25 protein-coding genes and 1 pseudogene are annotated in these 24,558 nt (G+C 64.2%); 11 read left to right on the forward strand and 15 right to left on the reverse strand.

Going from position 1 to position 24,558, the window contains the following annotated elements; all coding sequences use genetic code 11:
* Positions 1–127: 127 nt before the first annotated feature.
* Complete coding sequence (locus AS188_RS17015; protein WP_147050485.1) at positions 128–985, forward strand: hypothetical protein; 858 nt, start codon at positions 128–130, stop codon at positions 983–985.
* A 126-nt stretch (positions 986–1,111) separates the two neighbouring features.
* Here AS188_RS17015 and AS188_RS16095 read toward each other — a convergent pair whose 3' ends face one another.
* Entirely contained in the window at positions 1,112–1,642 is a 531-nt protein-coding gene (locus AS188_RS16095) for a hypothetical protein (protein WP_147050483.1), read from the reverse strand.
* 94 nt (positions 1,643–1,736) lie between these two features.
* On the opposite strand from AS188_RS16095, the gene AS188_RS17020 reads away from it, so the two are divergent.
* Entirely contained in the window at positions 1,737–2,861 is a 1,125-nt protein-coding gene (locus AS188_RS17020; RefSeq protein ID WP_147050481.1) for a hypothetical protein, read from the forward strand.
* A 152-nt stretch (positions 2,862–3,013) separates the two neighbouring features.
* Here the strand turns inward: AS188_RS17020 and AS188_RS16100 are convergent, their stop codons facing one another.
* From AS188_RS16100 to AS188_RS16110, 4 genes are all read right to left on the reverse strand, one after another.
* Positions 3,014–3,307, reverse strand: a complete 294-nt coding sequence (locus tag AS188_RS16100; protein ID WP_147050479.1) for a hypothetical protein — start codon at positions 3,305–3,307, stop codon at positions 3,014–3,016.
* Positions 3,308–3,933: 626 nt separating this feature from the next.
* The gene (locus AS188_RS16700) at positions 3,934–4,803 is read right to left on the reverse strand and encodes a S1 family peptidase (RefSeq protein WP_169798031.1); all 870 of its coding nucleotides are present in this window, start codon (positions 4,801–4,803) and stop codon (positions 3,934–3,936) included.
* A gap of 271 nt (positions 4,804–5,074) precedes the next feature.
* Positions 5,075–5,668, reverse strand: coding sequence for a recombinase family protein (locus AS188_RS16105; protein WP_058860073.1), 594 nt, complete (start codon positions 5,666–5,668; stop codon positions 5,075–5,077).
* Between the two features lie 306 nt (positions 5,669–5,974).
* Entirely contained in the window at positions 5,975–6,361 is a 387-nt protein-coding gene (locus AS188_RS16110) for a VOC family protein (protein WP_058860094.1), read from the reverse strand.
* 196 nt (positions 6,362–6,557) lie between these two features.
* Between AS188_RS16110 and AS188_RS16115 the strand changes: the two genes are divergently transcribed.
* Together AS188_RS16115 and AS188_RS16120 are read left to right on the forward strand one after the other, a co-directional pair.
* Positions 6,558–7,103 carry a hypothetical protein gene (locus AS188_RS16115; RefSeq protein WP_147050477.1) on the forward strand — a complete coding sequence of 182 codons (546 nt, stop codon included), beginning with the start codon at positions 6,558–6,560 and terminating at the stop codon, positions 7,101–7,103.
* On the forward strand, positions 7,100–7,411 hold the full coding sequence (locus AS188_RS16120) for a winged helix-turn-helix domain-containing protein (RefSeq protein WP_058860075.1): 312 nt from the start codon (positions 7,100–7,102) through the stop codon (positions 7,409–7,411). The genes AS188_RS16115 and AS188_RS16120 overlap by 4 nt, the downstream gene beginning before the upstream one ends.
* 143 nt (positions 7,412–7,554) lie before the next feature.
* Here the strand turns inward: AS188_RS16120 and AS188_RS17285 are convergent, their stop codons facing one another.
* Genes AS188_RS17285 through AS188_RS16140 form a run of 4 tightly spaced genes read right to left on the reverse strand, consistent with a single transcriptional unit; the run spans position 7,555 to position 10,056 of the window.
* Positions 7,555–8,040 (reverse strand): hypothetical protein, encoded by a 486-nt coding sequence (locus AS188_RS17285; RefSeq protein WP_058860076.1) that lies wholly within the window; start codon positions 8,038–8,040, stop codon positions 7,555–7,557.
* Positions 8,041–8,051: 11 nt separating this feature from the next.
* Complete coding sequence (locus tag AS188_RS16130) at positions 8,052–8,645, reverse strand: hypothetical protein (protein WP_058860077.1); 594 nt, start codon at positions 8,643–8,645, stop codon at positions 8,052–8,054.
* The gene (locus AS188_RS16135; RefSeq protein WP_058860078.1) at positions 8,642–9,643 is read right to left on the reverse strand and encodes a hypothetical protein; all 1,002 of its coding nucleotides are present in this window, start codon (positions 9,641–9,643) and stop codon (positions 8,642–8,644) included. The genes AS188_RS16130 and AS188_RS16135 overlap by 4 nt, the downstream gene beginning before the upstream one ends.
* Positions 9,643–10,056 carry a hypothetical protein gene (locus tag AS188_RS16140; protein WP_058860079.1) on the reverse strand — a complete coding sequence of 138 codons (414 nt, stop codon included), beginning with the start codon at positions 10,054–10,056 and terminating at the stop codon, positions 9,643–9,645. Before AS188_RS16140 ends, AS188_RS16135 begins: the two co-directional genes overlap by 1 nt.
* A gap of 230 nt (positions 10,057–10,286) precedes the next feature.
* On the opposite strand from AS188_RS16140, the gene AS188_RS16710 reads away from it, so the two are divergent.
* The 3 genes from AS188_RS16710 (at position 10,287) to AS188_RS16150 (ending at position 12,929) form a co-directional block, all read left to right on the forward strand.
* Positions 10,287–10,502: a hypothetical protein gene (locus AS188_RS16710; RefSeq protein ID WP_083529639.1), complete on the forward strand. Its 216-nt coding sequence runs from the start codon at positions 10,287–10,289 to the stop codon at positions 10,500–10,502.
* Between the two features lie 268 nt (positions 10,503–10,770).
* Complete coding sequence (locus tag AS188_RS17025; protein WP_147050475.1) at positions 10,771–11,949, forward strand: hypothetical protein; 1,179 nt, start codon at positions 10,771–10,773, stop codon at positions 11,947–11,949.
* Between the two features lie 215 nt (positions 11,950–12,164).
* Entirely contained in the window at positions 12,165–12,929 is a 765-nt protein-coding gene (locus AS188_RS16150; RefSeq protein ID WP_169798032.1) for a DUF4113 domain-containing protein, read from the forward strand.
* A gap of 589 nt (positions 12,930–13,518) precedes the next feature.
* Here the strand turns inward: AS188_RS16150 and AS188_RS17030 are convergent.
* A complete protein-coding gene (locus AS188_RS17030) occupies positions 13,519–13,818 on the reverse strand; it encodes a hypothetical protein (protein ID WP_139318660.1) in 300 nt (99 codons plus the stop codon).
* Positions 13,812–14,447, reverse strand: coding sequence for an AAA family ATPase (locus tag AS188_RS16155; protein ID WP_058860082.1), 636 nt, complete (start codon positions 14,445–14,447; stop codon positions 13,812–13,814). Before AS188_RS16155 ends, AS188_RS17030 begins: the two co-directional genes overlap by 7 nt.
* 174 nt (positions 14,448–14,621) lie before the next feature.
* On the opposite strand from AS188_RS16155, the gene AS188_RS16160 reads away from it, so the two are divergent.
* Positions 14,622–15,134, forward strand: coding sequence for a ParA family protein (locus AS188_RS16160; RefSeq protein WP_058860083.1), 513 nt, complete (start codon positions 14,622–14,624; stop codon positions 15,132–15,134).
* Between the two features lie 170 nt (positions 15,135–15,304).
* Entirely contained in the window at positions 15,305–15,481 is a 177-nt protein-coding gene (locus AS188_RS17035; protein WP_154676738.1) for a hypothetical protein, read from the forward strand.
* 470 nt (positions 15,482–15,951) lie between these two features.
* Here the strand turns inward: AS188_RS17035 and AS188_RS16165 are convergent, their stop codons facing one another.
* From AS188_RS16165 to AS188_RS16175, 4 genes are all read right to left on the reverse strand, one after another.
* Complete coding sequence (locus AS188_RS16165; protein WP_058860084.1) at positions 15,952–16,281, reverse strand: histone-like nucleoid-structuring protein Lsr2; 330 nt, start codon at positions 16,279–16,281, stop codon at positions 15,952–15,954.
* Between the two features lie 712 nt (positions 16,282–16,993).
* On the reverse strand, positions 16,994–17,893 hold the full coding sequence (locus AS188_RS16725; RefSeq protein ID WP_169798033.1) for a Kiwa anti-phage protein KwaB-like domain-containing protein: 900 nt from the start codon (positions 17,891–17,893) through the stop codon (positions 16,994–16,996).
* 827 nt (positions 17,894–18,720) lie between these two features.
* Positions 18,721–19,632 (reverse strand): hypothetical protein, encoded by a 912-nt coding sequence (locus tag AS188_RS16170; protein ID WP_058860085.1) that lies wholly within the window; start codon positions 19,630–19,632, stop codon positions 18,721–18,723.
* A complete protein-coding gene (locus AS188_RS16175) occupies positions 19,633–21,297 on the reverse strand; it encodes an HsdM family class I SAM-dependent methyltransferase (RefSeq protein WP_058860086.1) in 1,665 nt (554 codons plus the stop codon).
* 429 nt (positions 21,298–21,726) lie between these two features.
* Between AS188_RS16175 and AS188_RS16180 the strand changes: the two genes are divergently transcribed.
* Positions 21,727–23,031, forward strand: coding sequence for an ISL3 family transposase (locus AS188_RS16180; RefSeq protein ID WP_236945156.1), 1,305 nt, complete (start codon positions 21,727–21,729; stop codon positions 23,029–23,031).
* Between the two features lie 440 nt (positions 23,032–23,471).
* Positions 23,472–24,452 (forward strand): annotated as a pseudogene (locus tag AS188_RS16185) (SNIPE associated domain-containing protein); the annotation flags it as partial.
* Positions 24,453–24,558 lie beyond the last annotated feature (106 nt).

Consider the following 24,558-nt stretch of genomic DNA (forward strand, 5'->3'; position numbering starts at 1 on the left):
TTGCCAGTCAACCGCATGCCGGGGCTGCGGCGGCGCACACAACGGAACCCCTGCTGCAACGCCGCAGCAACTGCGGTCTCGAGGAGCCCCGGCCGTCCCGGCTCACAGTACGGTTGTTCCTGTGGTGATGTCTGCAAACAGCTTTTTCCTGACGGTACAGTCCGGTGAGTTCAACGGAATCGATACCTCTTACGAAGAGGTGCTCGACACAAGCCTGCTCCGGTCCTTAGTCGAGGGGCACTCAGACGGAGGCAACGACCTCGACGCGGCCCTTTCCCTCATGGACCTAGTTCGAGACGACTTGCTCCTTTCAGGAACATCTGGCGGTGAGCGACTCTCGGACTCCGACATGAGGCTGGCCGTACGTGCGTTGGAAAGAACGTCGACGCGTGCTGGCCACCCATTCCAACTACCCTTCCGTGACCACACCTCATGGCGCACGTTCTGGATCAGGAAGGGTGCATCGGGAACCGGAGGGTGGCAGGCCCGACGAGAGCTTTTGAGCGACTTGTTCGACGAGCCTTACGCGCAGCTCATGGCCGCCCAAAATCAGACACTGGACTCGACATTGGCCGAAGCAGTCTCGCCTCACCGGATCCTTGGTTGGGCCGAGATTGACACGGAGATAGGCGAGCTTAGACGACATTTCCGCACGGCTAGAACGCCTCAGGACTACCGCGCCGTGGGCAACGACTGCGTACACGTCACGGAGGCTTTGAGCCGGAAAGTTTACGACCATCCCAAGCACACCCCGCCAGGCGAGGACGAGCCCAAGGTGGCCAACACGAAGCTGCGGCTGGAGCGATACATCGAGGCTCGCCTTCCCGAATCGAGTGATAAGGAGATGCGGAAGTTTGCACGTGCTGCTATTGAGCTCGCTCAGGCGGTGAAGCACCGTGGAGCACCTACGCGCACGGAGGCTGGGGTACTCGCGGACGCTGTGATCATGCTGGCGAACATGCTCCGCAGGCTGGACGAGGCGTAAGCGGCGGCTTCGCATGCAGGCGTACACGCCTCCAAGGCGAACACCGCGGCCCGGGTGAGGCGCCTCTTCATAACCCCGTCTCAAAGGAGCCCTTACTGCACCACAGGGTGGGGGCGTCCCCAATGTTCAGCGGACGCGGGTCACTCGATCCGGGGCGCCGCGGATGAACCAGTTCGTGTTGATCGTCTGCGCCACTCGCATCCCGGTGTCCGGCAGCACCCACCGGGACCGGATGAGGGTGCCCTTGCGGATCCAGTCCTGACGATCCACCCGCCGCAGCAACTGACGCTCCAACCATTTCCCGGCCAGGGTCCCGTAGGTGCCCGGCTCCTCGTGCAGACCGAAGACGGTCAGCCCATCACTGCTGTACACGTGGCTGTCCAGCAGGTACTCATCCCCCCACTCTCCTTCCAGGGCCCGGCGTCCTTGGTGGTCGTCCCAGTAGCCGATCTGCAAGGTGCACCGCTCCGCCGGCACGTCCACGCCCGGGACCTGGGTCATCACCACCAACGGATGCACTTGAGCGACCACCTCGAAGGATTGCGCGGACACCCCGAGAATGACCCAGTCGGTGATGTACGCGGCGAGAGCCTCGAGGAACTCCTGCTCGCCGGAGGTACGCGAGTCATCGCCTCTGAACGGATTCACAGATGTCATGGCCTCACCGTAAAGCTCCGAGCCGAAGACGGCAGTCGGCCATCGTCTGAGGAACCTCCACAGCACCGGCACGTCCAGCAGTCAGGATTGCAGCATGGGAACTGATGCATGGCGTAACTGGCGAGCTGCACTCGAGAATCCTTTGAGCAACCCCGAGAAGCACGAGGAAGCCCTTTACTCGGATGCCCGGTTTATCGGGTCCAAGCTGCAGCTGGGACCCTACACCGTTCTACCAACGATGGCCCGGGACGTGCCCATGCCCATGGCCCTGATAATGCGGTGCGAGAGGCATACGTCATTGATGCCGGAGCTAGTCGACTACAGGACCAACGAGCTCCTACCCGCCGACGATAGCGGCTATCACGGCGGCACCGTGTCTGACGAGATTGCAGCCCTGGTATCCCTGGCTCTGGGGGTGCGTTGCCGTGCTGGCGGCATCACCCGAGTTTGGGGTCTGCGCAGCGACGATCCAGCAGGTGAGCCGGTCGAGTTCGACCGCCAATACCTGAGTCGCCCCGGCCCACCAGGAACAGAGATCTTGCCAGCTATGAATCGTGAGGTCCGCTTCGAGGACGCAACGGAGACGCTGGCAACCTTCCCAATTCTGCAGAAGAAGGCTGCTGCACGGCTTGCCCGGGCTGCACGCCTGTACTCAAACGCCTTGTGGTGGGCCAACGAGGACCCGAACTTCGCTTGGTTGCAACTCGTGGGCGCCGTGGAGGCCATTGCCGCCGGGCAGAAGAGTGTGTCGCGGCCGCCCGTCGATGTGCTCGCTGACTTCCACCCCAACGTCTGGGAGGCGCTGGGGGACGCATCTACGGGGACGAAGGAAAAAGTGGCGAAGGCCCTGGCTCAACAAGTGGGAGCTACGCGGAAGTTCGTGGACTTCGTGGAGAGCCATGCACCGGAGGCCCCGCAACCACGTCCGGAATACCGAGTGGACTGGAGCACGATGCGCCAGCACATGACGGTTGTCTACCGGCACAGGTCCCGAGCTTTGCATGACGGCAAACCATTTCCTCACCCAATGCTTGATACGCCCACAAACGGGCCGGACGGCCTGCCCAGTGAGACGCCTGTGGGAATGTCAGCAGCTGCCAAAGGAGGATCCTGGATGGCGCAGGACATGCCGATGTTGTTGCACACCTTCGAGTACATCGTCCGCGGCTCCATCCTGAACTGGTGGACCAGAACCGCACGCAAGAATATGACTCCATAGCGACCCAGCAGCGGTGGGGGCCCGAAGCTTCTAGACTCCTGCTCCGCGCGCATAGCCTCGGTCGTCGGCGCGGCGGGTTCAATTCTCAACCCCAAGCGCACGGAGTCGGCCACAAGACCCATCAACGCTTCAACAGTTTGCCTGGGTTGCGATCAGTAAACAACGAGGGCGGACACTCCAGCGATGAGAAACATCAAAGACCCCACCAGGAGAAGGTAGGAGTACTTCTGCAGTAGATGCACTGCCTCTTCCATGGTCACAGTGCCATCAAATGCGCGCAGATACTGGGCGGTTGACTTCGTCGTGGCCCACTTGCGGTTAAAAATGAAAAATCCGAGCAAGTAAATGAAGAAGGCGCCGAACAGCATCCAGGCCGCTGTCTCGTTTCCACCGTTCCAAGTGGTACCGGTAAAGACGAAGACTATGGCGGCGGCAGCCATGGCCACGAAGCATCCATACGTCATGAGAGTGATGCCTTTTGCGCTCATCATTCCCCTCCCCGAGGATTAGGCCCATCAGCGCGCTGGCTGCTCCGCATCTGGCTGCGGTCCCGCTCAGCTTCCGCACTTACCTGGTGTGGCGTGACGCATCGCCGTCCCTGTCTGCACCGCCCCGCGCGGTCTTTGAGGTTGTCGCTCCCACTCTTGCTGATAGATATCAAAAAGGGTAGGTGTGCATCAGTTAAGGGGACGGCCACAACCCCCATACTCCGACTTCCGGGCATGCCAAGTAGCGCTTTCGGAGGGGCCACCACTCCAGCCCGCTACCAGGCCCGTGTGAACACCATGATGGGTACACGAGCCCGGAGAGAAACCTCTTTCAGAACATGGCGGCCCGCTCGGTTACACCGGCGTGTGGACCGGACCGGTCGACACGTCACAGACAGTCCAACCGCGGGCAAACGGCGTCAGGAGAGCCGTGAGTCAGACCCGCCGGACCAGCACCATCATGGTCCTCACCTAATAGACCCCCACGCCCTCACGGTGTGAGACCAACCGGCCTCACACATCCATAATGAAAAGCCGAACAAGTCCTGTGGTTAGTCCCTTAAGCTGATGGCCGTCTTAGCGTACTAAGCGAGATTCCCTGGCGTTCCTGTTGAGACAGGTAGGGAAAGTCCCAATGTCCCGTACAGCGCAAAAACCGTTTCTTGGATGGCACTGGACTTGAAAACGATCCCGAGATCGATCATGTCGTCGAATGTGGCGACTCCAGCTTTGACCATCTGCACGACTCCGTTGACTTGACGGGTATGAACGGCCGCGACAACGCCGAGAAGTGCCATTCGGGTGCCGACACGCGTCACTCCATCGCGAGTTGTGTAGGTGCCGCGGTCATAAAGCACAACCGGGCTACCACTTGACCCCGGGAATACCGAAGCGTCGATCAAGAAGGCCGGCAGGTTGTTGTAGTCGTTGAAGATCGGTGTCGCAGTCTGCCCACGTCGTGCGATTGGCAGCATGGAAGCTTGGTCGAACAGGCCGTTTGGGTATCCAATCATCGTAATTTGCTCGATAGCGTCGAGTGAGTCCGCGGTCTCTTGTGTTGCAAGTTGCTCTGGGTCAAACCCTCGATAGAACGGGGCGGCACCGTTATCTACCATCGCTTTTAGAATTTCCCCAAAGAGCATGGCGCCGATGTCGACGTTTGAGTCAGGGTGGCCCAACCAGGTTTGGGCGTTGAATCCAGTAACCACCATGCGTGTACCACGGCTGGCTGGCTGGCTGGCGTTCTCCGCGGCAGCCATGGTGAAAGCAACTTGATGCGCCCCGTCTAACACATGTTTGTTTGTGATTAGAACTGGCAGTGTTGAGCCGTTTTCGCCGGGATAATTAATAATGAAACCAGTTCCGGTGGACCTGGCTGTAGGGGTAAATGCTTCGATGAACACTGTCGTGAAGAAAAGCTGATCCGCGATTGTTTCAACTGGGGGTCGCACCATGAACACAGCATACGTCTTGTCAGTGGATTGGCGCCGTCGCCATCTACACAGGTCACCGCTTTGGCCGTTGATATACCCCGCTCCGTGACATTCCAGGTTGGAGGCGACATCGGCCCATAACGGGCCCGTTAGCCGGACCCCAAGCGGGCCCGGATGCGCCCGTGCGGAGCGCCCGCAGCCAGGCGTGGTTGTCATGCCCGTTTACCCCGCGCGATGAAAAGCCCGCACAGGTGCGTCATACGCACCACGGTGTCCACAGGTACCGACGAATTCAGATGGTGGTCGCTTGCGGGAGCTCCCGGATCCGCCGGTACAAGGTCGCGCGGGACATGCTGAGATCGCGGGCCACCTGGGTCGCTGGCTCCCCAGACTCGATCAGCCGTAGGGCGTTGCGGATCTGGGAGTCGGTGAAGGTCTGGCGCCGCCCGCCGAGGTCCTTGCCGGCAGCCCTTCGCTTGGCCACCGAGTCGGTGATCCGCTCCCGCTTGATCTCCAGCTCCATCTGCGCCAGAGCAGCCATGACCGTGAAGACCATCGACCCCATCGGGGTCGCGGTGTCCACGTCTCCCCCACCGAGATTGAGCACCCGCAACCCGGCGCCTCTCCCCCGCAGCGCCTCGGCGAAGGTCAGCATGTTCTGCGTCGAACGGCCCAGACGGTCCAGTGTCGTGATCACTAGCGTGTCGCCCGACTCGAGGGCGGCCACCGCCTTGTCGAAGCCGGGACGGGACGCACGGCTTCCAGACACTCCACTGTCTACGTACACGTCATCACGTCGCACGCCGGCACTCAGAAGGTCAGACACTTGGCGGTCTGCGTCTTGTTGGCGCGTCGACACCCTGGCGTACCCGATCAGCTTCCCCATGTCCACCTCATCTGTCTCGCAACTAACGTTGAGTATCCGATTCTAGGGTCATGGATAAAGCACAAGGATGCGAGACGGGCCGAACCGCGGAATCATGCGGGCGCAAATTTTCGGGACGAGACGTCTCGCATCCCCTGCCTAGAGGAACGACGAGTTGCGCGTCCTCGTGGCAGCCGCCTCGTCGGCGCCCCTGCTGCTGATGCCTCCGGAGTTGGTGGGACCGACCGTGCTAGCACCGGAGGTCGGCCTCACGGCATGGTGCTGATCCTGGTGGGCCTCGTGAGTTAGCACGATTGACCCCCTGTCCTACGCCGGGTCGGGGCGCACGGTGGTGAGGCAGAAGGGGTGTCCGGCAGGATCGATCAGCACCCGCCAGAGTGAAGGGGCGGGCTGATGCCCGGCCATCGTGGCGCCCAGGGCCATAGCAGCTGCTACGGCCGACTCGAGGTCCTCCACCGCGACGTCCAGGTGCAGTTGCTGGTGCTGCGGCCCCTGGGGCCAGGACGGGGCGACATAGTTCTCCGACCGCATCAGCGTGAGCATGGGCCCGGCGCCGGCCAGCGCAATGACCCCACGGTCATCGCTGGCAAAGGCTTCCTCCAGCCCCAGCAGCCGGGCGTAGAAGCCTGCCAGGTACTCGGGATCCGGGCAGTCCAGGGAGATCGAGGCTAGTTGCCCCACGGGTTCGGTCATGACCACACGCTACCGTCGCGCCCGTCAGCACCGATCCGTCTCATCGCCACCGTCCGCGCTGCGACTGCTGGACCGCTCATCACAAGGCAGGATGACCGACCGTGACCGCGTCATGGCGCCCGCCAGCGGCTTCGCCGGGAACAGCGGCAAGACGAGCTGCTGCCCCGCGCATGGAGGGTGCCACACCGCAGCCGATATGCTCGATTCCGACAAGTACTTGTCATTATGGAAAGTAGTTGCTTGGATGGTGCTGTCATTACGTCGTCCCCAGGAGGACCCCTTGAGCGATCACCTCACCCCCGAGCAGGCCCGCGAGCAGCTGGCCACCCTCCAGGCGCGCACCCTCGACACCTCCCGGGATCGCACGATCCATGCCAGGGCGACGGCGGTGTTCGGAGTGGTCACGGCCCTGTACATGGCCTCACAGAACATCCTGGCCGGCTGGGTCGGCCACACCGTGGGGACGGCCGTGTTCCTGGCCGCCTGGCTGGTCACGGTGTGGTGGATCGAGCGGTTGGCGCGCACCGTGCCGCGCCGGGCCAAGGCGTGGTCAAGAGCCGGGATCGCGGCCTCCTTCGTGCTCACCCTGACCGTGGTGCTGCCGTGGTTGAACCTCTCCGCCCAAACCTCCCCCAACACCTGGCCCATGGTCGCCGCCGGGGCCGCCCTCGCCGCCGGGGCCGCCCTCGCCGCCGTTCCCGCCCTGGCCGCCGCGGCCATGATCCGCTGGGGGACCAAGTGAACACCACCGAAGGACGCCACGCCCGGCACCGGCTGGACGAGCTCATCCACGCCCCGGTGCGCCTGAGCATCGTCGCGACCCTGGCCCAGGTCGACGAGGCCGAGTTCGCCCATGTGCGCGACACCGTGGAGATCTCCGACTCGGTGCTCTCCAAACAGGCCACCCAGCTCGAGGCCGCCGGCTACGTGAAGATCCGCAAAGGCTACATAGGCAAGCGCCCCCGCACCTGGCTGTCCCTCACCCCCACCGGGCGCACCGCCTACACCGACCACCTCGAGGCCCTGCGCACCATCGCCGAAGGCCGGTAGACCTCCCGCCGACCCTGTATCGGGGCCGCTCCTGCAGGAGACAGCTCCATGTGCGTACCCAGACAGGAGAATCTGACCAAGCTCCTGCCCGCTCAGCTGCCTCTTAGGCGGTGACTCCTATAGCTTCGCCGAAGTAGTAGAGATCAAGGTGCGGGTGGCGACTCCGGAGGAGAATCTGCGCAATCCATGTCGTGTGCCTGGTTGTCCTTAGCGGCCGCCTCGTTCTTCTCGATGACTTCCAGGATTGCCTGGAGCCCCTCGGGATCGACCTGGCCGAGGGCTCGGGCAGCGAAGTTGCGTACTTCCGCCCGTCGAAGGGCTCGGACCGTGGCCAGCTCCTGTTCGACCTGCTGAGGAAGCGGGCCGTCTTCCTGCACGAGGTACCGCGGGTCCACTCCGAACACCTCGCCTAGCGCTCGAAGCAGTTTCTCGTCGGGGCGCACCCGAGTGTCGGCGGTCTTGAGGTAGTGCCATTTCGTCCGTGAGATGGCCACGCCGAGGTCTTTGAGGCCTTGCTGGATCGTGGTGAAGTCGTAGGTCTGGCCAGCTTCGGTGCGCAGGGTGTCCAGCAGCAGGTTGAGCTTGTCGGCCAGGATCTGTGCTGACCGTTCCCGGTTGGCGTCCCCCACGTCTTTTCTCCTCATGTCACGATCCAGGCGTAGATGCTGCCCAAGAAGGTCAGCCCGTAGATGAAGCCTGAGATCACTTGCGGACCGGTGTGGTCCTGGAGCCGGATGCGACTCCAACACACCGCAAGTCCCACCGGGACGAACAGCAGCCCGACGACACCCCAAGATGTTGTCAGGGCAACAATCGTTCCGCCCATCATCATGCCGTGCCCGGAGATCTTCCACCACGGACTCACCACAGCGATGACCAGCCCGGCCAAAAACGTCGCCACGAGCAACGCCACGATCTCGATCGGTCCCTGCAGCAGGATCGCCGCCGCGAGATAACTAAGGACCAGCACCAGCACCCCGGCCATCACGGGCCGGCGGTGCTCCTTCACACTCACATGATGGTCAGTGAGAACTCCACGGCGCACCAACAGCAGGACTGCCGCCAGTGGAATCCCGCACACGATCAGGGCTGCGCTGATTCCCCACCACAGCGAGGCCGCGGTGGGGTTCGCCCCCCAGGGCAGGGCAATGAGCAGCGCCGCCAGCAGGACGGGAGGCTGGAAGGCTTCCGTGGCGGTTCTCTCCCAGCGGGGGACGACGATCGAGGTGCTCATGATGTGAGTTCAAATCTCCTCTCGGCGGCCCGCAGGGCGCACCGTTGCTTCTCCGGCAGGCCCACGTCCTCCGCCCGCAGGGCGTCTTCGACGGCAATGACGGCTCTGTAAAGGGCCTTCTGGGGATCAGCCGACAGGGCGCTGCGCCAGCCCGGAGGGCGCCCACCAGGGCTCCACCGGTCCGCGCCGAGGTGGTCCCACACCGGGGCCATCCTCAGGATGTCCATGCGCAACCCGATCTTCAGGCGCCGGCCTTGAGCGCACAGCCCCAGCCACGCCACGGCCGAGCACACCAGCACAGCCCCGGGCAGGAAGACCAGGCCGAATGAGGCCTGCAAGACCGTAGCTACAGCATCCCACGTGTCCAAATGCCCGAGGAGGGCGTAGCCAGCCTCGAGCGCGCAGCCAAGCACGAGCAGAGAACCTCCTACCCCCAGACCAAGCAGACCTGGCCGCAGCAAGCGGTCATGCCCCTGTCGTCGCAGCGTGAGCTCCCGGAAGCCGACACGGGCAACATCGGCGGCGTTCCACCCACCCATCACCATGATGAGCAGCGTGTAGACCAGTGTGCCGCCCTGGGCGAGGTGGTTAGGGATGAACGCCCCCGAGGTCGGGCCCCGGTCGATCGAGAAGAACGCAGCCGTTAGCCCCAGCAGCAAAACACCCCCAATAGAGGCCTCCCGCAATGTCCGCGACCGGCTCCAGTTCCTGCGTTGCAGGGACTGGACGAGGGCCGCCCGCAGGCACCACACGGCGCTGAGCGCGAGCAGATTGCGCACCAGGTGGAAACTGTTTTCCCCACCCAGCCACGCATCCACGGTCCGTTCACGAAACATGCTTCCGTTGGCCGAGAAGGCCAACGCTGCCAATGCCGTGCCCACCCAGATGAAGTCCACGCGACGCTGCCGCACTACCCGGGGCAGACGAACGACCACCGCCACGGCGGCGAAGAGGCACGCCATGGCCTTGAGCAGGCTCAACCCCGCGCCGAGGCTCATCAGAAGGCCTCGAGCAGTGGATCCACCTTCTGGGTCAACCGGGAGGCCAACCGCGTGGCAGCGTCCTCAGCCGCGACCTCCTGAGCCGTCCAGATCGAGGACCGCCCGAGAAGAGTCTTGATCCGACGGGATCCCCCGATGTGGGAAAAAGCATTCCCCAGCGTCAGCTCGCACCCACCGTGCATGAGCAGAATGTGTCCGTACTCGTGCAAGATCACGTGCCGGCGCAGCAGCTCGCTCTCCCCTGCAGCATGGAAGATCCAGGACTGCTCAGCCTTCTCCAACCACAACCCTGTGACATCCTGACCCAACCCCGCCGGCGCTGGCACGATGTGGATGGGCTTACCGTGCCGACGCTGCACCTCCAGATGAAGACCCTCCCAGGTGACATGGTCCGGCAGGTCGGCCAACACGTTGGAGCCGGAGCAGGGAACAGTTCCCTCTAGCCAAGACATGACATCCAGCGTACCCGCGCTTTGAACATGTTTATGTTGAACATGTTCAAATAGGAGTATGGTGGGACCATGTCTGAGCACGAGCTACGCCTCACCGTGCCAGCTGGCGCCGCAGCGGGCATGCAGATTCCCGCAGACACGCGCGGATTGTCTGGCGCATGCGCATGCGGCATGTAAGACTAGCCACCATGATCGACTACAAACCCCCGAAGATGCAGGGGAACAAGGTGCCCTTCAGCACGCGCCTGACTCCAAAACAGCATCGCTTAGCAGCAGAAGCTGCTGCTACCGCGGGGTTGTCGATGGCGGAGTACATCGGCGCACTGATTGAGCGCGACGCAGAGCTCCCGAACAAACTCGACAACAGGGAGGATCCGCACTTGCCGATCTCCAGAGCGTCTTAAACGACTGACGGCCCGCCTTGCCGGGCGGGCCGTCGAAGTCATCCGGCTGTCTCCGTCGCCAAACTGCGACAGCCGTTCCAACAGCTAACTGAATCGGAACTGCTTATGTACCCAATACCAGGGGACTGTTGTGTCTCCTAGTGTACCCGAGGCGTTCCCGCAAGGGGAGCCTGCGCGGCTGAACGCTGCCAATTTTCGCTCACAGCCCTTATCTGAGGCTGTTGAGAAGGCCGAAACGGACCTGCCCTCGCGGCGTCGGCGGGTGCGGGTGGCCTATGAACGCTCCAAGGCCGTGGTGCTGCGGGCGGTGCCGACAGGCTGCCAGCTGGCCCGCCACGTGGTGGCGTGGAAGCGCGCTGTCGTGGAGCACCCGGCTCTGGAGTTGATGCGTGCTGATGGGCGGGCGAACATGCTCGGGTTGGTGGAGATCATCGCCGTGCAGCAGGACCCGGCCTCGCGCACCTGGCGCACCACCTGGGGATGGGTCGCCCAGCGGCTGGGGGTGCATGAGGACTCGGTGGGGCGGATGATCCGCCGGCTCAAGAACTGGGGGCTGCTGGCCGTGGTCGCCACCGGCCGCTCCGCGGCCCACACCCCGCGCTCCACCGGCAAGAAGCAGGGCGAGGCCCCCGTCTACGCCCTCACCACCCCCACTCCCCCCACTCCCCCCACCCCGGGCGCCGCCTCCGAGGACACCGGGGCCATCCACAAGACAGAACAGGAGCTTGGGCCTGTGGACATAAATGTCGGCCCGGTCCCCCCGAAGGGGGCATGTCCTCCCCCGCACGCGCGCGAGAGCCTTTCCCCGATGGACGCGGCTACGCCGCGACCCTCTGCCAAGGCCGCCGCGCAGCGGCGGGAGGTCCAAGCCGCCCTCGCGAAGCGGACAGCTCCGCTGTGGCCGGCTCATGCGACGGTGAGGCCTTCGAAGGTCGGGGCGGCCCGGTCAGAACGGAAGCAGGCTTATCGTTTGGCGGGGCTGGAGATCCAGCACCACGCCCTCGTGCTGCGCCAGATCACCACCGCCTACGTCGTCTCGGTCGCTAAGCCCTATTTCGAGGCAGGCTGGAGCATCGCCGATGTCCTCCACGCCCTGGACTGGACCCCCACCGGGGTCCGCTACCCCCACGACGCCGTGGCCGGAATCACCCACCCCGGGGCCTGGTTCACCGCCCGCCTGCGCGCCTGGACCCATGCCGACGGCACCCCCCACCGCTCCCCCGACCAGCGCGCGGCCGCCGAAGCCGAGCAGCGCCGGGCTCAAGCCGTGGCCGCCGCGGCCCGCCATGCCGCCCACCAGACCCACGCAGGGTCGGTGACCGTTAGGTCCGATGATGAGGCGCCGGCGGTCCGGCGGCCCTTCCGGGAACGCTGGGCCGCCCACATCGCCGCCGGCCGCGCCCAAGCCACCGGCAATAGCCCCTCGAACCGCCAGCTCCACCCGTGACCCCCCAGGACGCGCACGAGAATCCACACCACCCGGGCTGGCCATACCGCCCTTCAGCACTCATGCGTACTGGATCATCCGCCCCTAACCGGAAGACCTCAGCCGCGATACGACCTCCACCTCCAACCGGGGCCTCCGCCCCGAACAGGTCACGGTCCAAGACGCGGGCAAAAATCGCGACGGAATGCGCGAAGAAGCTGCCCACCACGCACGGGGTGGTCCACTGGGACCAAGCCCCCGACGGATACTGGGGCCGGCTCATGGAAGCCCTGCCGGTCACCGAGGTTTGGGGCGTCGCCGGGCGGCTGGCCCAGCGCCTGGAGGCGATGGGGGTCGAGACCATCGCCGACCCGGTGGCCATCCGCCACACGTTCTCCGTGGTGCAGATGCGCACCGTCCTGGAACTCAACGGCTTCCCCGCCATCCCCGTGGAGGACGAGGTGGCCACCAAGGCCCAGATCCTGGTCTCCCGATCCTTCCCGGACCCGATCTGGGATCCAGAGATCGTCGGGGCCGCGGTGGCCGAGTTCGCCCAATGCGCCTCCCGCCGACTCCGCACAGAAGGCGAGGTCACCGGGCGGATCACCGTCTCCGCCACCACCTCCCCGCACCGGCCCGGACCCGCGCACCATGTCTCCGCGCACGTGCGCCTGGCCGTGCCCATCAACGAGCCCACTCCCCTGGTGGCCGCGGCCCGGGCCGCCCTGGTCCCCAAGCTCCTGCACTGGACGCAGTACATGCGCGCCGGCATCCTCTGCACCGACCTCGCCCCCGAAGGGGCCGTGCCCGTGTTGCCCGGGGTGCTCGAGCAACCCGCCCCCATTGGGGAACTGATCGATGCGGTGAACCGCCGCTTCGGAACCGGCACCCTCGCCCTGGGCCGACTCGGCGCCCACTCCCCCGACCCCTGGGCCAACCACCAAGCAGACCTCTCCCCGCGCTACACCACCGACTGGAACGAACTGCGCACCGTCAGCTAATCGGTCGCTCACCATATCCGGCACTGCATCGAGGCGCGGCATCCACCACATGCTCTATGGTGCTGGCGATTTCCTGAAATGGCGTGGGCACTTCTCACACCCAATCGGTACCATGTTGGTACCGCACTGGTACCGCACTGGCACCACGTCTATTTAGTACCAGCGTGGTACCAGCCTTGGACGACGGTTCCTTCGCTCTACCAGGACGGGAAATCTTCCGCCTCGTATCTGCAGGGACTACCACTTCGCAAGTTTCACCTGGATAGGGACGATGGTTCGTTTGATCAGTCCGGTCTTAGTGCGATATCTAGGTACGGAGGTGCCGCGCCAACAGCAGCCGGCGCGGCACCATAACTGTACTGGTGTAGTACCAACACCACACCAGTGTGGTGACGTAGCGGGGGTCGGGGATATCGCTGTGGCCGTAGTGCTCCTCAAGCACAGGCGGTGCGGGCTTTTCGTTCAACTTCTGTTGAGAAGTGTCCATGGAAGCGTCTGGGAATGAAGGTGCCGTGCCGACTACTGTCGACACGGCACCATGTTGGTACTTGTGTAGTACTAACACCACACTGGTGTGGTATGCCGGGAACTACTTGAGCGGCACGTTCTGGCCGTAGCGCTCCTCAAGCACGGGCCATACGAGCTCTTCAATCAACTTCTGCTGGGAAGTGTCCTCAGCTTCGGCGGCGTAATTGAGCAAGGCATGCTGGGTGTTGTTGAACCGGAAGTTGTACCCCTTCACCTTGGCTCCATTCCGCGCCCGCCGCTTCCACGGCTTCAGGGGTGGCCCCTGATCGGGAGTGTCTGAACCCGAGCGTTCGGCTGCCGCTGCGAACCGCTCGATCTCTTCCTCTCGATTGGAGGCAATCGGTCCACGTTTCCTCACCATGCGAAGACCTCCTGGGTCAGCAGTTGAATCTCGGCCTTGGCCTTGGCATCGCGCATTTCTACGACTCCCTTGCCGTCGGCCAGGCAGTCAGCGAAAGCTTTGCGCTGATGCAACACGGTCTGAGCAAGTCGCACACGAGGAAAGTCCTCGAGGTACGACTGCGCTTCCTCCCGCTCCTTGGTGAAGACATTGGAGGAAACGAAGTTGAGAACCAGCATCGATTTGAGGTCCTCGTTGAAGTCCTGGGCCCCTTCAACCGTCTCCAGGAGGCCGGCCACGGCGTCAAGGTCGGCTTGGGTGGCGCGCGTGGGGCTGATCAGCATGTCCGCAGCAGTCAGTGCTGTGCGCATCTCCTTGGAGTCCTTGCCTGGGACATCGACCAGGATGTGATCGAACTTGGGTCGGAACTCCTCCAGGAACTTATGCAGCGATCCTGACTTCTGCACGGACTGCAACGAGGGGAGCCCGGCTTCCTCTCGGTCGGTGGTGAAGTTCGAAGTGGTGCGGATCGTCGGGTCGGCGTCGACTAGCAGCACGTCCTTCCCCTGTCGCTGCAATTCAACGGCCATGTTGACGGTGAGAGTCGACTTGCCCGTTCCGCCCTTCTGATGCCCAAAGACAATGATCATGGCACCACAGTAACACCAATATGATGTTGTATAAGTACCAGTGTGGTACTACTTCGGTGCGCCATGGTGTGGTACTTGTGTGGTACTGAAACATGGTCACACATGGCGGGCCCATGCACCCTTTGGGTGCCTCAAGTCTCGCGGTGCTCAGCGGGTGGCCCCCCCAACCTGTGGGTGATTCCCTCGGCCCGCAACGTCTCCAACCGGGAGGCGGACCGGGCCGATCATGCGGAGCTGCGGCCGAAGATCTCCCTGACCGGTCTGTCGGCGGATGTGGTGGTCATTGACTGCCCGAACCGGCAGGGTGGGCCGCTGACGCTGTCGGCGTTGAACGCGGCGGACACCGTGGTCTACGCCGCCACCGCGACCAGTGATGGCATCGACGGGGTGGAAGGGGCCCGGCGCACGGTCGCTCAGTTCCGCCGGCACCGCCAGCAGCTGGGCGCCCCGGACACCCTGACCGAGGCTGGCATCGTCGTTGGCGGGGTGAAAAAAACGATCATGAGCCGGGCGGCGGTGGCCAGCCTCGAAGAGCTGCGGGCCACCGGGTTGTTCCTGGAGCCGTTGATCCCGGACCGGGCCATTGTCCAAGAGGTGCGGATTTCGGGGGAGTGGTACGGCCAGTACCGCAACGGGGCCCGCGTGCTGGACGCTTACACCGCGATCGCGAAGAAGGTGCTGCGATGACCGAGCAGCCCGAGCGCCCCGCCTCACTAGCCCGCCGCCGGCCCCGCCCGGCCCCGGATGAGCACATCGACCCGGTCGACTACACATCCCCACGCGTTACCTCACCCCAGCCGGCGACACCGGTGGTGTCGTCCCCGCCGATGCAAGCGGCACCGGCGGCGGAGCCTGCGGTGGCCGCACCCAAGCGCGGGCGTGGCCGGCCGCGCCGGGAACCCACGATCCAGCTCGGGGTGCGGGTGGCCCAAGACGTCTCCGATCTGATCGAGGAGCTCACCGAGCACGACGGCACCGCCCGCGCGGTGATCGAGAACGCCGTGCGCGCCTACGCCCAACAGCTCAACCGATAACAATCCCTACCCCCGGCGGGGGAGGGGGACGGCCGCGGGCGGCTTTCCCATGGTCGGCGAGGAAGGAACCCGGCTCACCGTTGCTGGTGGGCCGGGTTCTCTTCATCTGGGGACGGGCGGCGGGATGGGGTGGGTGGTCCGGTGGGTCTTCGATTGAGGCGGGTGCCCGCGCTCGGTCCGAAAGCTGCCAGGGCCAACCCCCAGCGGGGGCAGTTGTCGGGCGCCAAAGGGACGACCAGCGCTGTCCAGGTTGGACGTGGGGCGTCCCGGCAGCTCCGTATCGGACAGGGAAGTCAGCCCGTCACCGGCTGCTGATCGTGCGGAAGGGGCCGCGGTGAGGGTCCTCGTGCTCGAGCCCTGCCCGAGACGTTCCCCGGTGATGCCGCGACCGTGGCCGCCGGCATTAGACCCCACTGTCGCGGAGCACCCGGACAGGCACAAGGCGGTGTCCGGGTGGGGGAGTGGGGGATCTACTGGGCGGCGTAGTAGGCGTCCTTGACGGACTGGTGGACGCGGCCGCGGTCGGAGACCTCGTACCCGTTCTCCTTCGCCCAGGCCCGGATCTTCGCCGTCTCCGGGTTACCACCGGAGGAAGACCGGGTCCCGGTGGCCCGGGCGGACTTGGACTGGGCCCGCCGGCCAGCAGCAGCATAGGGTCGCAGGGCCTCCCGCAACTTCTCCGCGTTAGCGGTCGACAGGTCGATTTCGTACTGCCGGCCGTCTAGACCGAACTGGACGGTCTCATCAGCAGGACCACCCTCGAGGTCGTCCTCCAAAATAATCTGCACGCTCTGGGCCATTTAAACACCTTTCACGATCATGGAGTAGGTTGAAATCATTCGCGATCAAGTCGATGATCTCATGTTACATTACACCCTTTCATGGGTGTAGGCGTCTCTGCGACAATTATTGGTGCCACTTCTCTATATAAAATTGCCACCTTGTTGCTTTACTATACAAGGTCCCAAATGTTGGGAGGTGGCATCGAGTCTGGAAAATCCTCCAGAGTCTTCCGCATTAGATCGGAGACCTCGTGGAGGTTTGTCACGCGAGATAGGCGTCCGTCATTACCAATCTCGAAGACTTGAGCTTTAAGATGGAGTAGGTCGACTTTGACCACCTGGGCAAATGACTCGCCGTCCAGGGGTGATATTAAATTGGCTCGATAAGTGGCATAGCGGATTCGGTTCTGGCCGCGACCCAGGCGTGGCACGGATAGATCGCCGGAGCGAGTAATGCGGCACGAGCGAGGACTGATGGACGCTTTGCTGTTTATCGTCATCAACCGGCCGTTCGGATCGATGGCGATGAAGTCTTCTGGGTGTGCGTGAGTGGATTCTCCCAAAACTTCGGAAACCATGCCTAAAAAATCGTCCTGAGATCCAAGTAGTTGGTAACCTAGCGACAGCAAGAGGCGGCCGGTGACTTGTTCGCCCAAATTGCCGATAGCAAGATGATTTCTTGACTCCTGCCACCGCTGCAGTCGTTCCGGGGGTGATCCGATGACTATTCTCAGCGCTTGGAGGCCATGTGCCGTTTACTCCCAGCTGCAAATGGCTCCTGGGAGAAACTCCCTATAAACAAATCCTCGTTGAGCAGTTGAAGGACAGTCTTGACGTTGGTATCTGTCACGCTGAGGTTGTCACCGTCCATCAGCTCGGTGGGATTGTATCCGCTGCTCAGAATTACGGACCTAAGGGTGTCTGGTGTCAGGGTCTGGATGTGTGGGCGCCGCATAATTGCCTGAAACTTTTTGCGCAGGTGTTGGTTTCGCTTTAGTACCGTTTCGAGAATTTCCTGACTTCCATCTGTCATGGAGACCACCGACGACACTTCCTGCACCCACTCCGTCGTCTTCGCCAGGACGGCTGGCGACTCCTTGAAGAGGCCTTCAAAACTGCTCTTGTCGAGAACGTAGACCTTGCTCTTGGTGATGATCGCGTCGTACCTGTTGTCAAACGCAAAGATCGGAGTTTCGATTTTGTCAAGAGTATTATTGAGCAGTGTGGCAACGACCGATTTTTTTCCTAGTTGGATAGGCGAGCGTTTTTTCACAAAAATTGTTTCCGCGTCGCCACGTCCTATCACTGCTGCGTGACAAAACAAAGCTTTTGTCTTCAGTTCTTGCTCAGTAGCCAGTTGAAGGGAAGCGCCCTGACGCAGGGTTTCTATCAAGCTCGTGTCAAAGAGCTCTTCAGGATCCGCTTCTAGATGCGTATTGTCCTCCATGTCGGTATCGGGACTATATGGTGCAGGGTCAGTCATTTCTGCAACCGCACGCTCGGCATGGGATCGGAGGGTCTCTTCTACGTCGTCCGCAGTTTTTATGCATCGTCCAATGGTTGCCTTCCCCGATCTCCAAGCAACAACGAGCTGTAGTGAGCCTTCGGTGCTCGGCAGTTCATCGGCCATTGGGGGGTGCCCTCCTTGGTAATTGGAAGCAGGTGGCATAACTTATGCTTGCAAAAGCACGTCGTTGGTCATGCGATAGGCCCGTACAGTATCTCCGGAAACTACTCTTGCCCTGCTGATTATATGCCCCTGTAGTCCTTTGGAGTCGGTAAATGCGTAAATGCGCCAGCCGAATATGAAAAGTGTAGGGTTTACCTGAATAATTTCAGTCCGCAGATGTACGAGTAAAGCGACTAGCAAGAAAAGGCCATAGGCAACTAGATCAGTAGTTGTGGGTCGGCTCACTGTCAGAAACGGCAGCAAATAACCGGCAAGATAACTTGAAGCACCGGTGCCACCGGTTTGAACAGAGACAATTATGTGCTCACCAGGGGATCCCCTTCTCTGATGAGACATTACAACAGGCAGGGCGATAGCACCGGCGGTCGCGATTAGGGTGCACCAAAGTCGAAGAGTGGAGTCCTCGAAGCGGATCGCGAGCATGACGAACAAGGGTGCGTACGAGGAGAGGAACATCAGAGGCTTTGTCAGCCAGCCCGCTCCATCTGTCATGCCACCACTGTAGGCGGCAGACCAGACCATTCTGGGAACATCGGACTGAATAGAGTCAGTTCACATTACGATCGCTCTCCAGCGACCTCAACCCCGGGCGCATCGTGCCGCGCAATGACTGGTGTCTACTCGTCCGGTTTCACCTGCCGTGGCTGGCGCGTATGCGCGTACTCGCGGGCGCTGTAATTGACAAGCATCGGGGTGTTGCGTCAGACAAGCGATACAGGTCATGTTGCTCACAGTTGTAGCTTGCCAGACAGCGCTGGATCCGAGAGTCATTCTCCTTCGTGGACGGCCAGTTCTTTGCCGGCGTAGCGTCCGCGGGCGTGGACGTGTTCGGAGACCGGGGTGGCTTCCAGGACCGTCTCGATCAGGGAGGCGAAGAACTGGGGTGCTCCGAGGTCCTCGGGCACGCCTTCGCTGAGTTCGTCGTCGGGGCCGGTGGTGTGGTCGAGGACCCGCACGGATTCCCCGGGGTTCGCGTCGTCCCATTCCAGTAAGAGGAGGCAGGTGGCGTTGTAGCCGTTGCCGTCGCCGCGGTCGCGCAGTTTGCGCATCATGTCCACGGTCTTCTCAAACGCGGCCTTGTCCTTCTCACCCAGGATGGTGGCGCGTTGGACGAAGAGGAACCCGACTCCGGCCAGGGGGTAGCGGGCGCGGAGGTTGCCGGCGTCTCCGTAGGCTTCTTCGAAGCGGTTGGCCACGTTCTTGCCGAAGGAGGCGGTCATGGCTTTGGTGGAGATCAGCAGTTCCGGTCCGCGGTCCCAGCGGGCCATGGCCACATCGACCTGTTTGACGTAGGCCCGCCCCAGGAACCGGGCGTCGGAGGGCGCCACACTGGTCAGGGCTGGCAGGCGGCGGGCGATCTCCGCACTGAGGGTCTTGGGCAGCTTCTCCATCAGCAGCCGCACGTCCCGGGGCAGCACCCGGGGTCTGGTGGCTCGGGGCCAGACATCGTCGGGATCGAAGCCGGCCCGGCGCAGCTCGTGAGCGACCCAGGCGTCGATGCCTTTGGCCAGGCGCCCGCTCTGGGTGGTGGCTTCATCGGCGATGGGTAGGCGCACCAGGTCCTGCAGCAGGTCCGTATCGATGCGATACCGCGGTTTACCCCTGGTGTGGTCCCACGGATTCGCGGCCAGGTCCGCGGCGGCCAGGACAGCGTCGAACTCCCCGTGCTCGGCGGCCACTTACTTCACCGACTTGGAGCGGGCGACCCGGCGGGCCTTGAGCGTGGCCCGGCCCTGGGCCAAAGCCTCCAGATCCTCTTGCGCCATGCCGAGCCCGTCGACGAGCAGGACCTGGTCGACCAGGGCGGTGGCCCGGCCCCGCTCCCCGTCCTCTAGCAGGGCGGTGACCTTCGGTTTGATCGCCAGCAACGCTTCCCGGTGCTCCTCCAGCAGGTCGGGGGAGGGGACGTGCCACCGGTCGGCTTCGCGGGGTTCGATCTTGAGCATCCCGCCCCCGTAGGCCCGGCCCACGGTTTCCGCGCTTAGGGAGGTGACCGTGTTCAGCGCGGCCAAGGGCAGCAGCTCCTGTCCCAACTGGTGGTAGGGGTCGGCGAGGTAGACCCCGTGTACGGAGTTCAGATGCCGCACCCGGGCGGTGTTGGTGGCCAGCTGCGGTATGTCGGCGTTCATGTAGGTCAGGAACAGGTCCGGGGCCTCCAGCAGGGGGGTGCGCCACCACGGGGTGCGGACCCGGCACTTATAGGCCTGATCCACCCCGGCGGCCTCCCCAGCGGTGATCTTCACCTTCGCCGCCGCCGAGGGGTTGACCCCGGGGTGGAAGAGGTAGGTGGCGGAGCCGTTCTGGGTGAGTTTCTTTAACCGGGCCGGGGTCAGGGCCAGGTGGCGCAGGTGGCTGGAGCCCGGTGGGGAGATCCGCACGACCTCCCCGCGTCCCAGGCCGAGCTCGGCGACCTCCTCGGCGGTCATGGTGAAGTACCGGTTCCCACCGGTCACCGCCCCGAGGCTGGTCTTACCCCACATCCGCAGTTCGGTGAAGGCAGGGGAGTCGGCCACGGTGTGGAACAGGGCGCTGGCGATCGGGGAGACCATCGCGGCCGTCCACTTCTCCCCGGTGCTGGTCGGCACCCAGGTGGCCGGGGCCCCGAGATGGGCCAGATCCGCGGCGTTGTGAGCGTGGAAGAGCTGGAACCGGTCCGTGGGTCCCTGGCCCCAGCCGCTGGCCAGCAGCAGCACGACTTCTTCCTGGACCGTGGGAAAGACCCGTTCGGAGAACAGCACCAGGTCGACCTCGGCGAAGTTCTCCATCAAAAAGGACCGGACCGGGGCGGCATAGTTGGTCGACAGCAGCTCGGCCGGCAGCACCAGCCCCAGCTTGCCGCCCGTGCGCAGGAACGCGGTGGAGTGGGCGACGAACGCCGCCCAGGACGAGGCGAGCTCGGACAGCTCCACCCCGGCGGCCGCAGCAGCGGCACGGGAGGCGGCCCGGGAGGCCCCGGCGTGGGCCTGGTAGCGGATGTAGGGGGGATTGCCGATCACCGCATCAAAGCGCGGGGAGGCCGGCACCTCGAAGAAGTCCGAGGCCTCCAGGTGGGCCTGTACCCCGTGATCGGCCAGGAACTCGCGGGCGAAGGCGGCCGAGGACTCGTGCAGCTCCACCCCGACCAGCTCCACCGTCCCGCCTATCTCCTGGGCGCGGGTGGCTGCGGAGAGCAGGAACGCTGCTTCCCCGGCGGCCGGCTCCAGCACCGCCTCGGTGGTCTCATCAATGGCCCACTGGGCGATGAAGTCCACGATCGCACCCGGGGTGAAGAACGCCCCCCGAGCCTTGCGGAGATCGACGGTGTCCCCGTCACGCAGTACATCAAGAGCCACAGCTTCGGTCATGGGTTCATCCTAGGGCGGCTCCCCGTCACGCTTAGCCAGCGGCGATGGTGACCCCACTCGGGTCGTCCATCGGGAAGCCGACCTTGTCAGTCCGAGGCGATATTTCGGGGTCATAGAGATGGGGGCGAAACGATGTAGGAGAACGCACAGGGCAACAGCTCCTGTGGTTAGGGCAGCCCAGGTGCTGCGAAACCTCTTGACCAGGGATAGTTCGTCTCCTGTGCGGCGTCATAGATGTTGGTTCTGAGGATCGACTTGGTATGTGCGGAAGTGAACACGGTTAATTGAGGGATAACAGGCCCTTCACAGATGAGCATGGGCAGCCGGGGGCGCGCGGGCTTCTCGAGGGGTGTGTTGTGAGGGCTGGGTAGAGGTCGAGGCCTCCAGGATGGGTAGCGACCAAGCAACCTGATCCATGAAGGCCTCGACGTGTCTCATGCTATCTGCGCGCCCGCGTGCGCGCTCTTCGACCTGTCCGACGTCCACGTCCTGGCCGTCGAGCGTGGTCCGCGCTCGTTCACTCTGGTGGTGGAGACCGTGGCGACGCTGGTGGGCTGCCCCTCCTGCGCGGTGCTCGCCACCGGGCACGGCCGGCGGCAGGTCCTGCTCCACGACCTGCCCTGCGCTGGGGTGCCGGTGCGGGTTCGCTGGCGCAAGCGGATCTACCGCTGCCTCGAGGACGCCTGCGGGCTCACGACGTTCAGCGAGGTCCACGATCTGGCCGCGCCGCGGGGCAAGCTCACCACCCGCGCGATCGCCTGGGCCGTGGCCCAGCTGCGCTCCCACGACATCGCGGTCTCGGCCCTGGCGGAGATGCTCGGGGTCGCCTGGAACACCGTCTGGGACGCCGTCGCCCCGGCCATCGAGGACCAGTTGGCCGCGGAGGATCGGCTGGCCGGGGTCAGCGCCTTGGGTGTGGACGAGCACGTCTGGCGCCATGTGGGTCCGCCCGGCACCGGGCTGGTCACCGGGATCGTGGACCACTCCCGCGGTGAGGACGGACGGCCCCGAGCCAGGCTGCTGGACTTGGTCAAGGGTCGCACCGGCGCCGCCTACGGCGACTGGCTCACCGAGCAGGGGCCGAGGTTCACGAGCGGGATCCGCACCGCGACCCTGGACCCGTTCCACGGCTACGCCAACGCCATCCGCGACGAGCTCCCGGAGGCCATCACGGTGCTCGACGCGTTCCACGTGGTCAAGCTCGGCGGACAGGTCGTCGACGAGGTGCGCCGCCGCGTGCAGCAGGACACCCTGGGCCACCGGGGCCGGGCCGGGGACCCGCTCTACGGGATCCGCCGTACCTTGCAGATCGGCGCCGAGCACCTCACCGCCAAGCAGATCACCCGCCTGAACGCGAAGCTGGTGGCTGGGGACCCGCACCATGAGGTGACCTTGGCCTGGCACTGCTACCAGAAGCTGCGCGCCGTCTACCACGCCCGCCCCGAGCAAGGGCGCCGGCTCGTTGCCGAGATCCTCGCCGCGTTCCCCACCTGCCCGATCCCGGAGATCGCCCGGCTCGGGCGGACCCTGCGGAGGTGGCGGTCGGCGATCCTGGCCTACTTCGACACCGCCGGCGCCTCGAACGGCCCCACCGAGGCGATCAACGGGGTCATCGAGACGATGCGCAGGGTCGCCCGCGGCTTCCGGAATTTCGACAACTACCGGCTACGTGCCCTGCTCGCCGCCGGCGGCCACCGGCCCTGGCGAAAGGCTCCTACCCATGCTCATCTGTGAAGGGCCGGATAACCTCCCGCGCCCCCTGACCGAAGGGCCCTCCCATGGATTCCCCCCGCACACCTTCTCAGCGTTCTGCCCTGCCCAAGTCGTTCCAGTGGGTGCTGTGGCTGACGCTGCTTGCCCTATTCCTCGGCACGGCCACCGGCCCAGGCCTACTACTGGTGGTGCCGTTCCTGGCCTGGTTCGGATACAAGGCCTACCGGGACTACCAAGAGCTGGCCGGCGCCCCGGCCGACGGGTTCGGCATCAACCCGCCCAACGCCTACCGCCACCCGCACGCGAGGATCCCCGAGGTGCCGGTGCACGGGCTGCGCATCTTCGCCCAGGAGGTCGTAGCCACCAACACCCAGCTGCTCGATGACCTCCACCGTGTCGGGGCCATGGACGTGCTCACCAAGGAACAGGCCGCCCGGGACGCCGACGCGGCCCGCTTGCGGATGAGCGCCGAGGTACGGACTCTCCAGGAGGAGAAACGGGCCCTTCAGGCCCAGATCGTGGATGTGCGCGAGGTCGCCGAGGTCCATAACGTCGGGTACTACGACTTCGAGCACCCGGCCGAGGCCTCAGTGAAGCTGGCCGGGGAGCTCGATCAGGTCCGGCGGCAGATCAAGGACGCGATCCGGGCCAAGACCGCGGTCCGATCGGTCACCGGGTTCACCTTCAACAACTCCGAGAAGGAAGGAACCAAGTTCGTCCGCGACCTCACCAAGCTGCTGCTGCGGGCCTACAACGCCGAGGCCGAGAACTGCGTGAAGACCGCCCGGGCCGGCAACTACCACGTGGCTCAGAACCGGCTGGAGAAGGCCCGCGAGCAGATCCGCAAGGCCGGTGCCATGATCGGCCTCGACGTCACCGAGTCCTTCCATCGGCTGCGGCTGCGCGAGATCGAGCTGGCCACCCTGCACCTCCAAGCCGTGGCCGCGGCCAAGGAGGAAGAACGCGCCCGCCGCGAGGAGGCCCGCGAAGCCGCCCGCGCGTTGAAAGAGCTGGAGGCGGCCAAGGCCAGACAGCAGAAAACGGTGGACCATCACCTCAACGTGCTGGCCAAACTCGAGGAGACCGGCGACACGGAAGGCATGGAGCGGGTGCGGGAGCAGCTGGCCGAGGCCCAGGCCGCCCTGGCCGATGTCGACAACCGGCTGGCCAACACCCGCGCCGGCTACGTGTACGTGATCTCCAACCTCGGGTCCTTCGGGGAGCGGATGGTGAAGATCGGCATGACCCGACGCCTGGACCCGATGGACCGGGTCAAAGAGCTCGGCGACGCCTCGGTGCCGTTCAACTTCGACGTCCACGCCCTGTTCTTCTCCCAGGACGCCGTGGGCGTGGAAACCATGCTCCACCAGCACTTCGCCCACCAACGGGTCAACCGGGTGAACCTGCGCCGGGAGTACTTCTACGCCACCCCTGACGACGTCCGCACCGCCCTAGCTGTAAGAGGGCATGACGTTATTGGCAGGGGCCGGGACGCGTGAGGCCGGGGGATGATCGCCACAGGCGACCCCGATCGCGTCCCGGCGGGCC

This window comes from Kocuria flava (assembly GCF_001482365.1).
Classification (GTDB): Bacteria; Actinomycetota; Actinomycetes; order Actinomycetales; family Micrococcaceae; genus Kocuria; species Kocuria flava.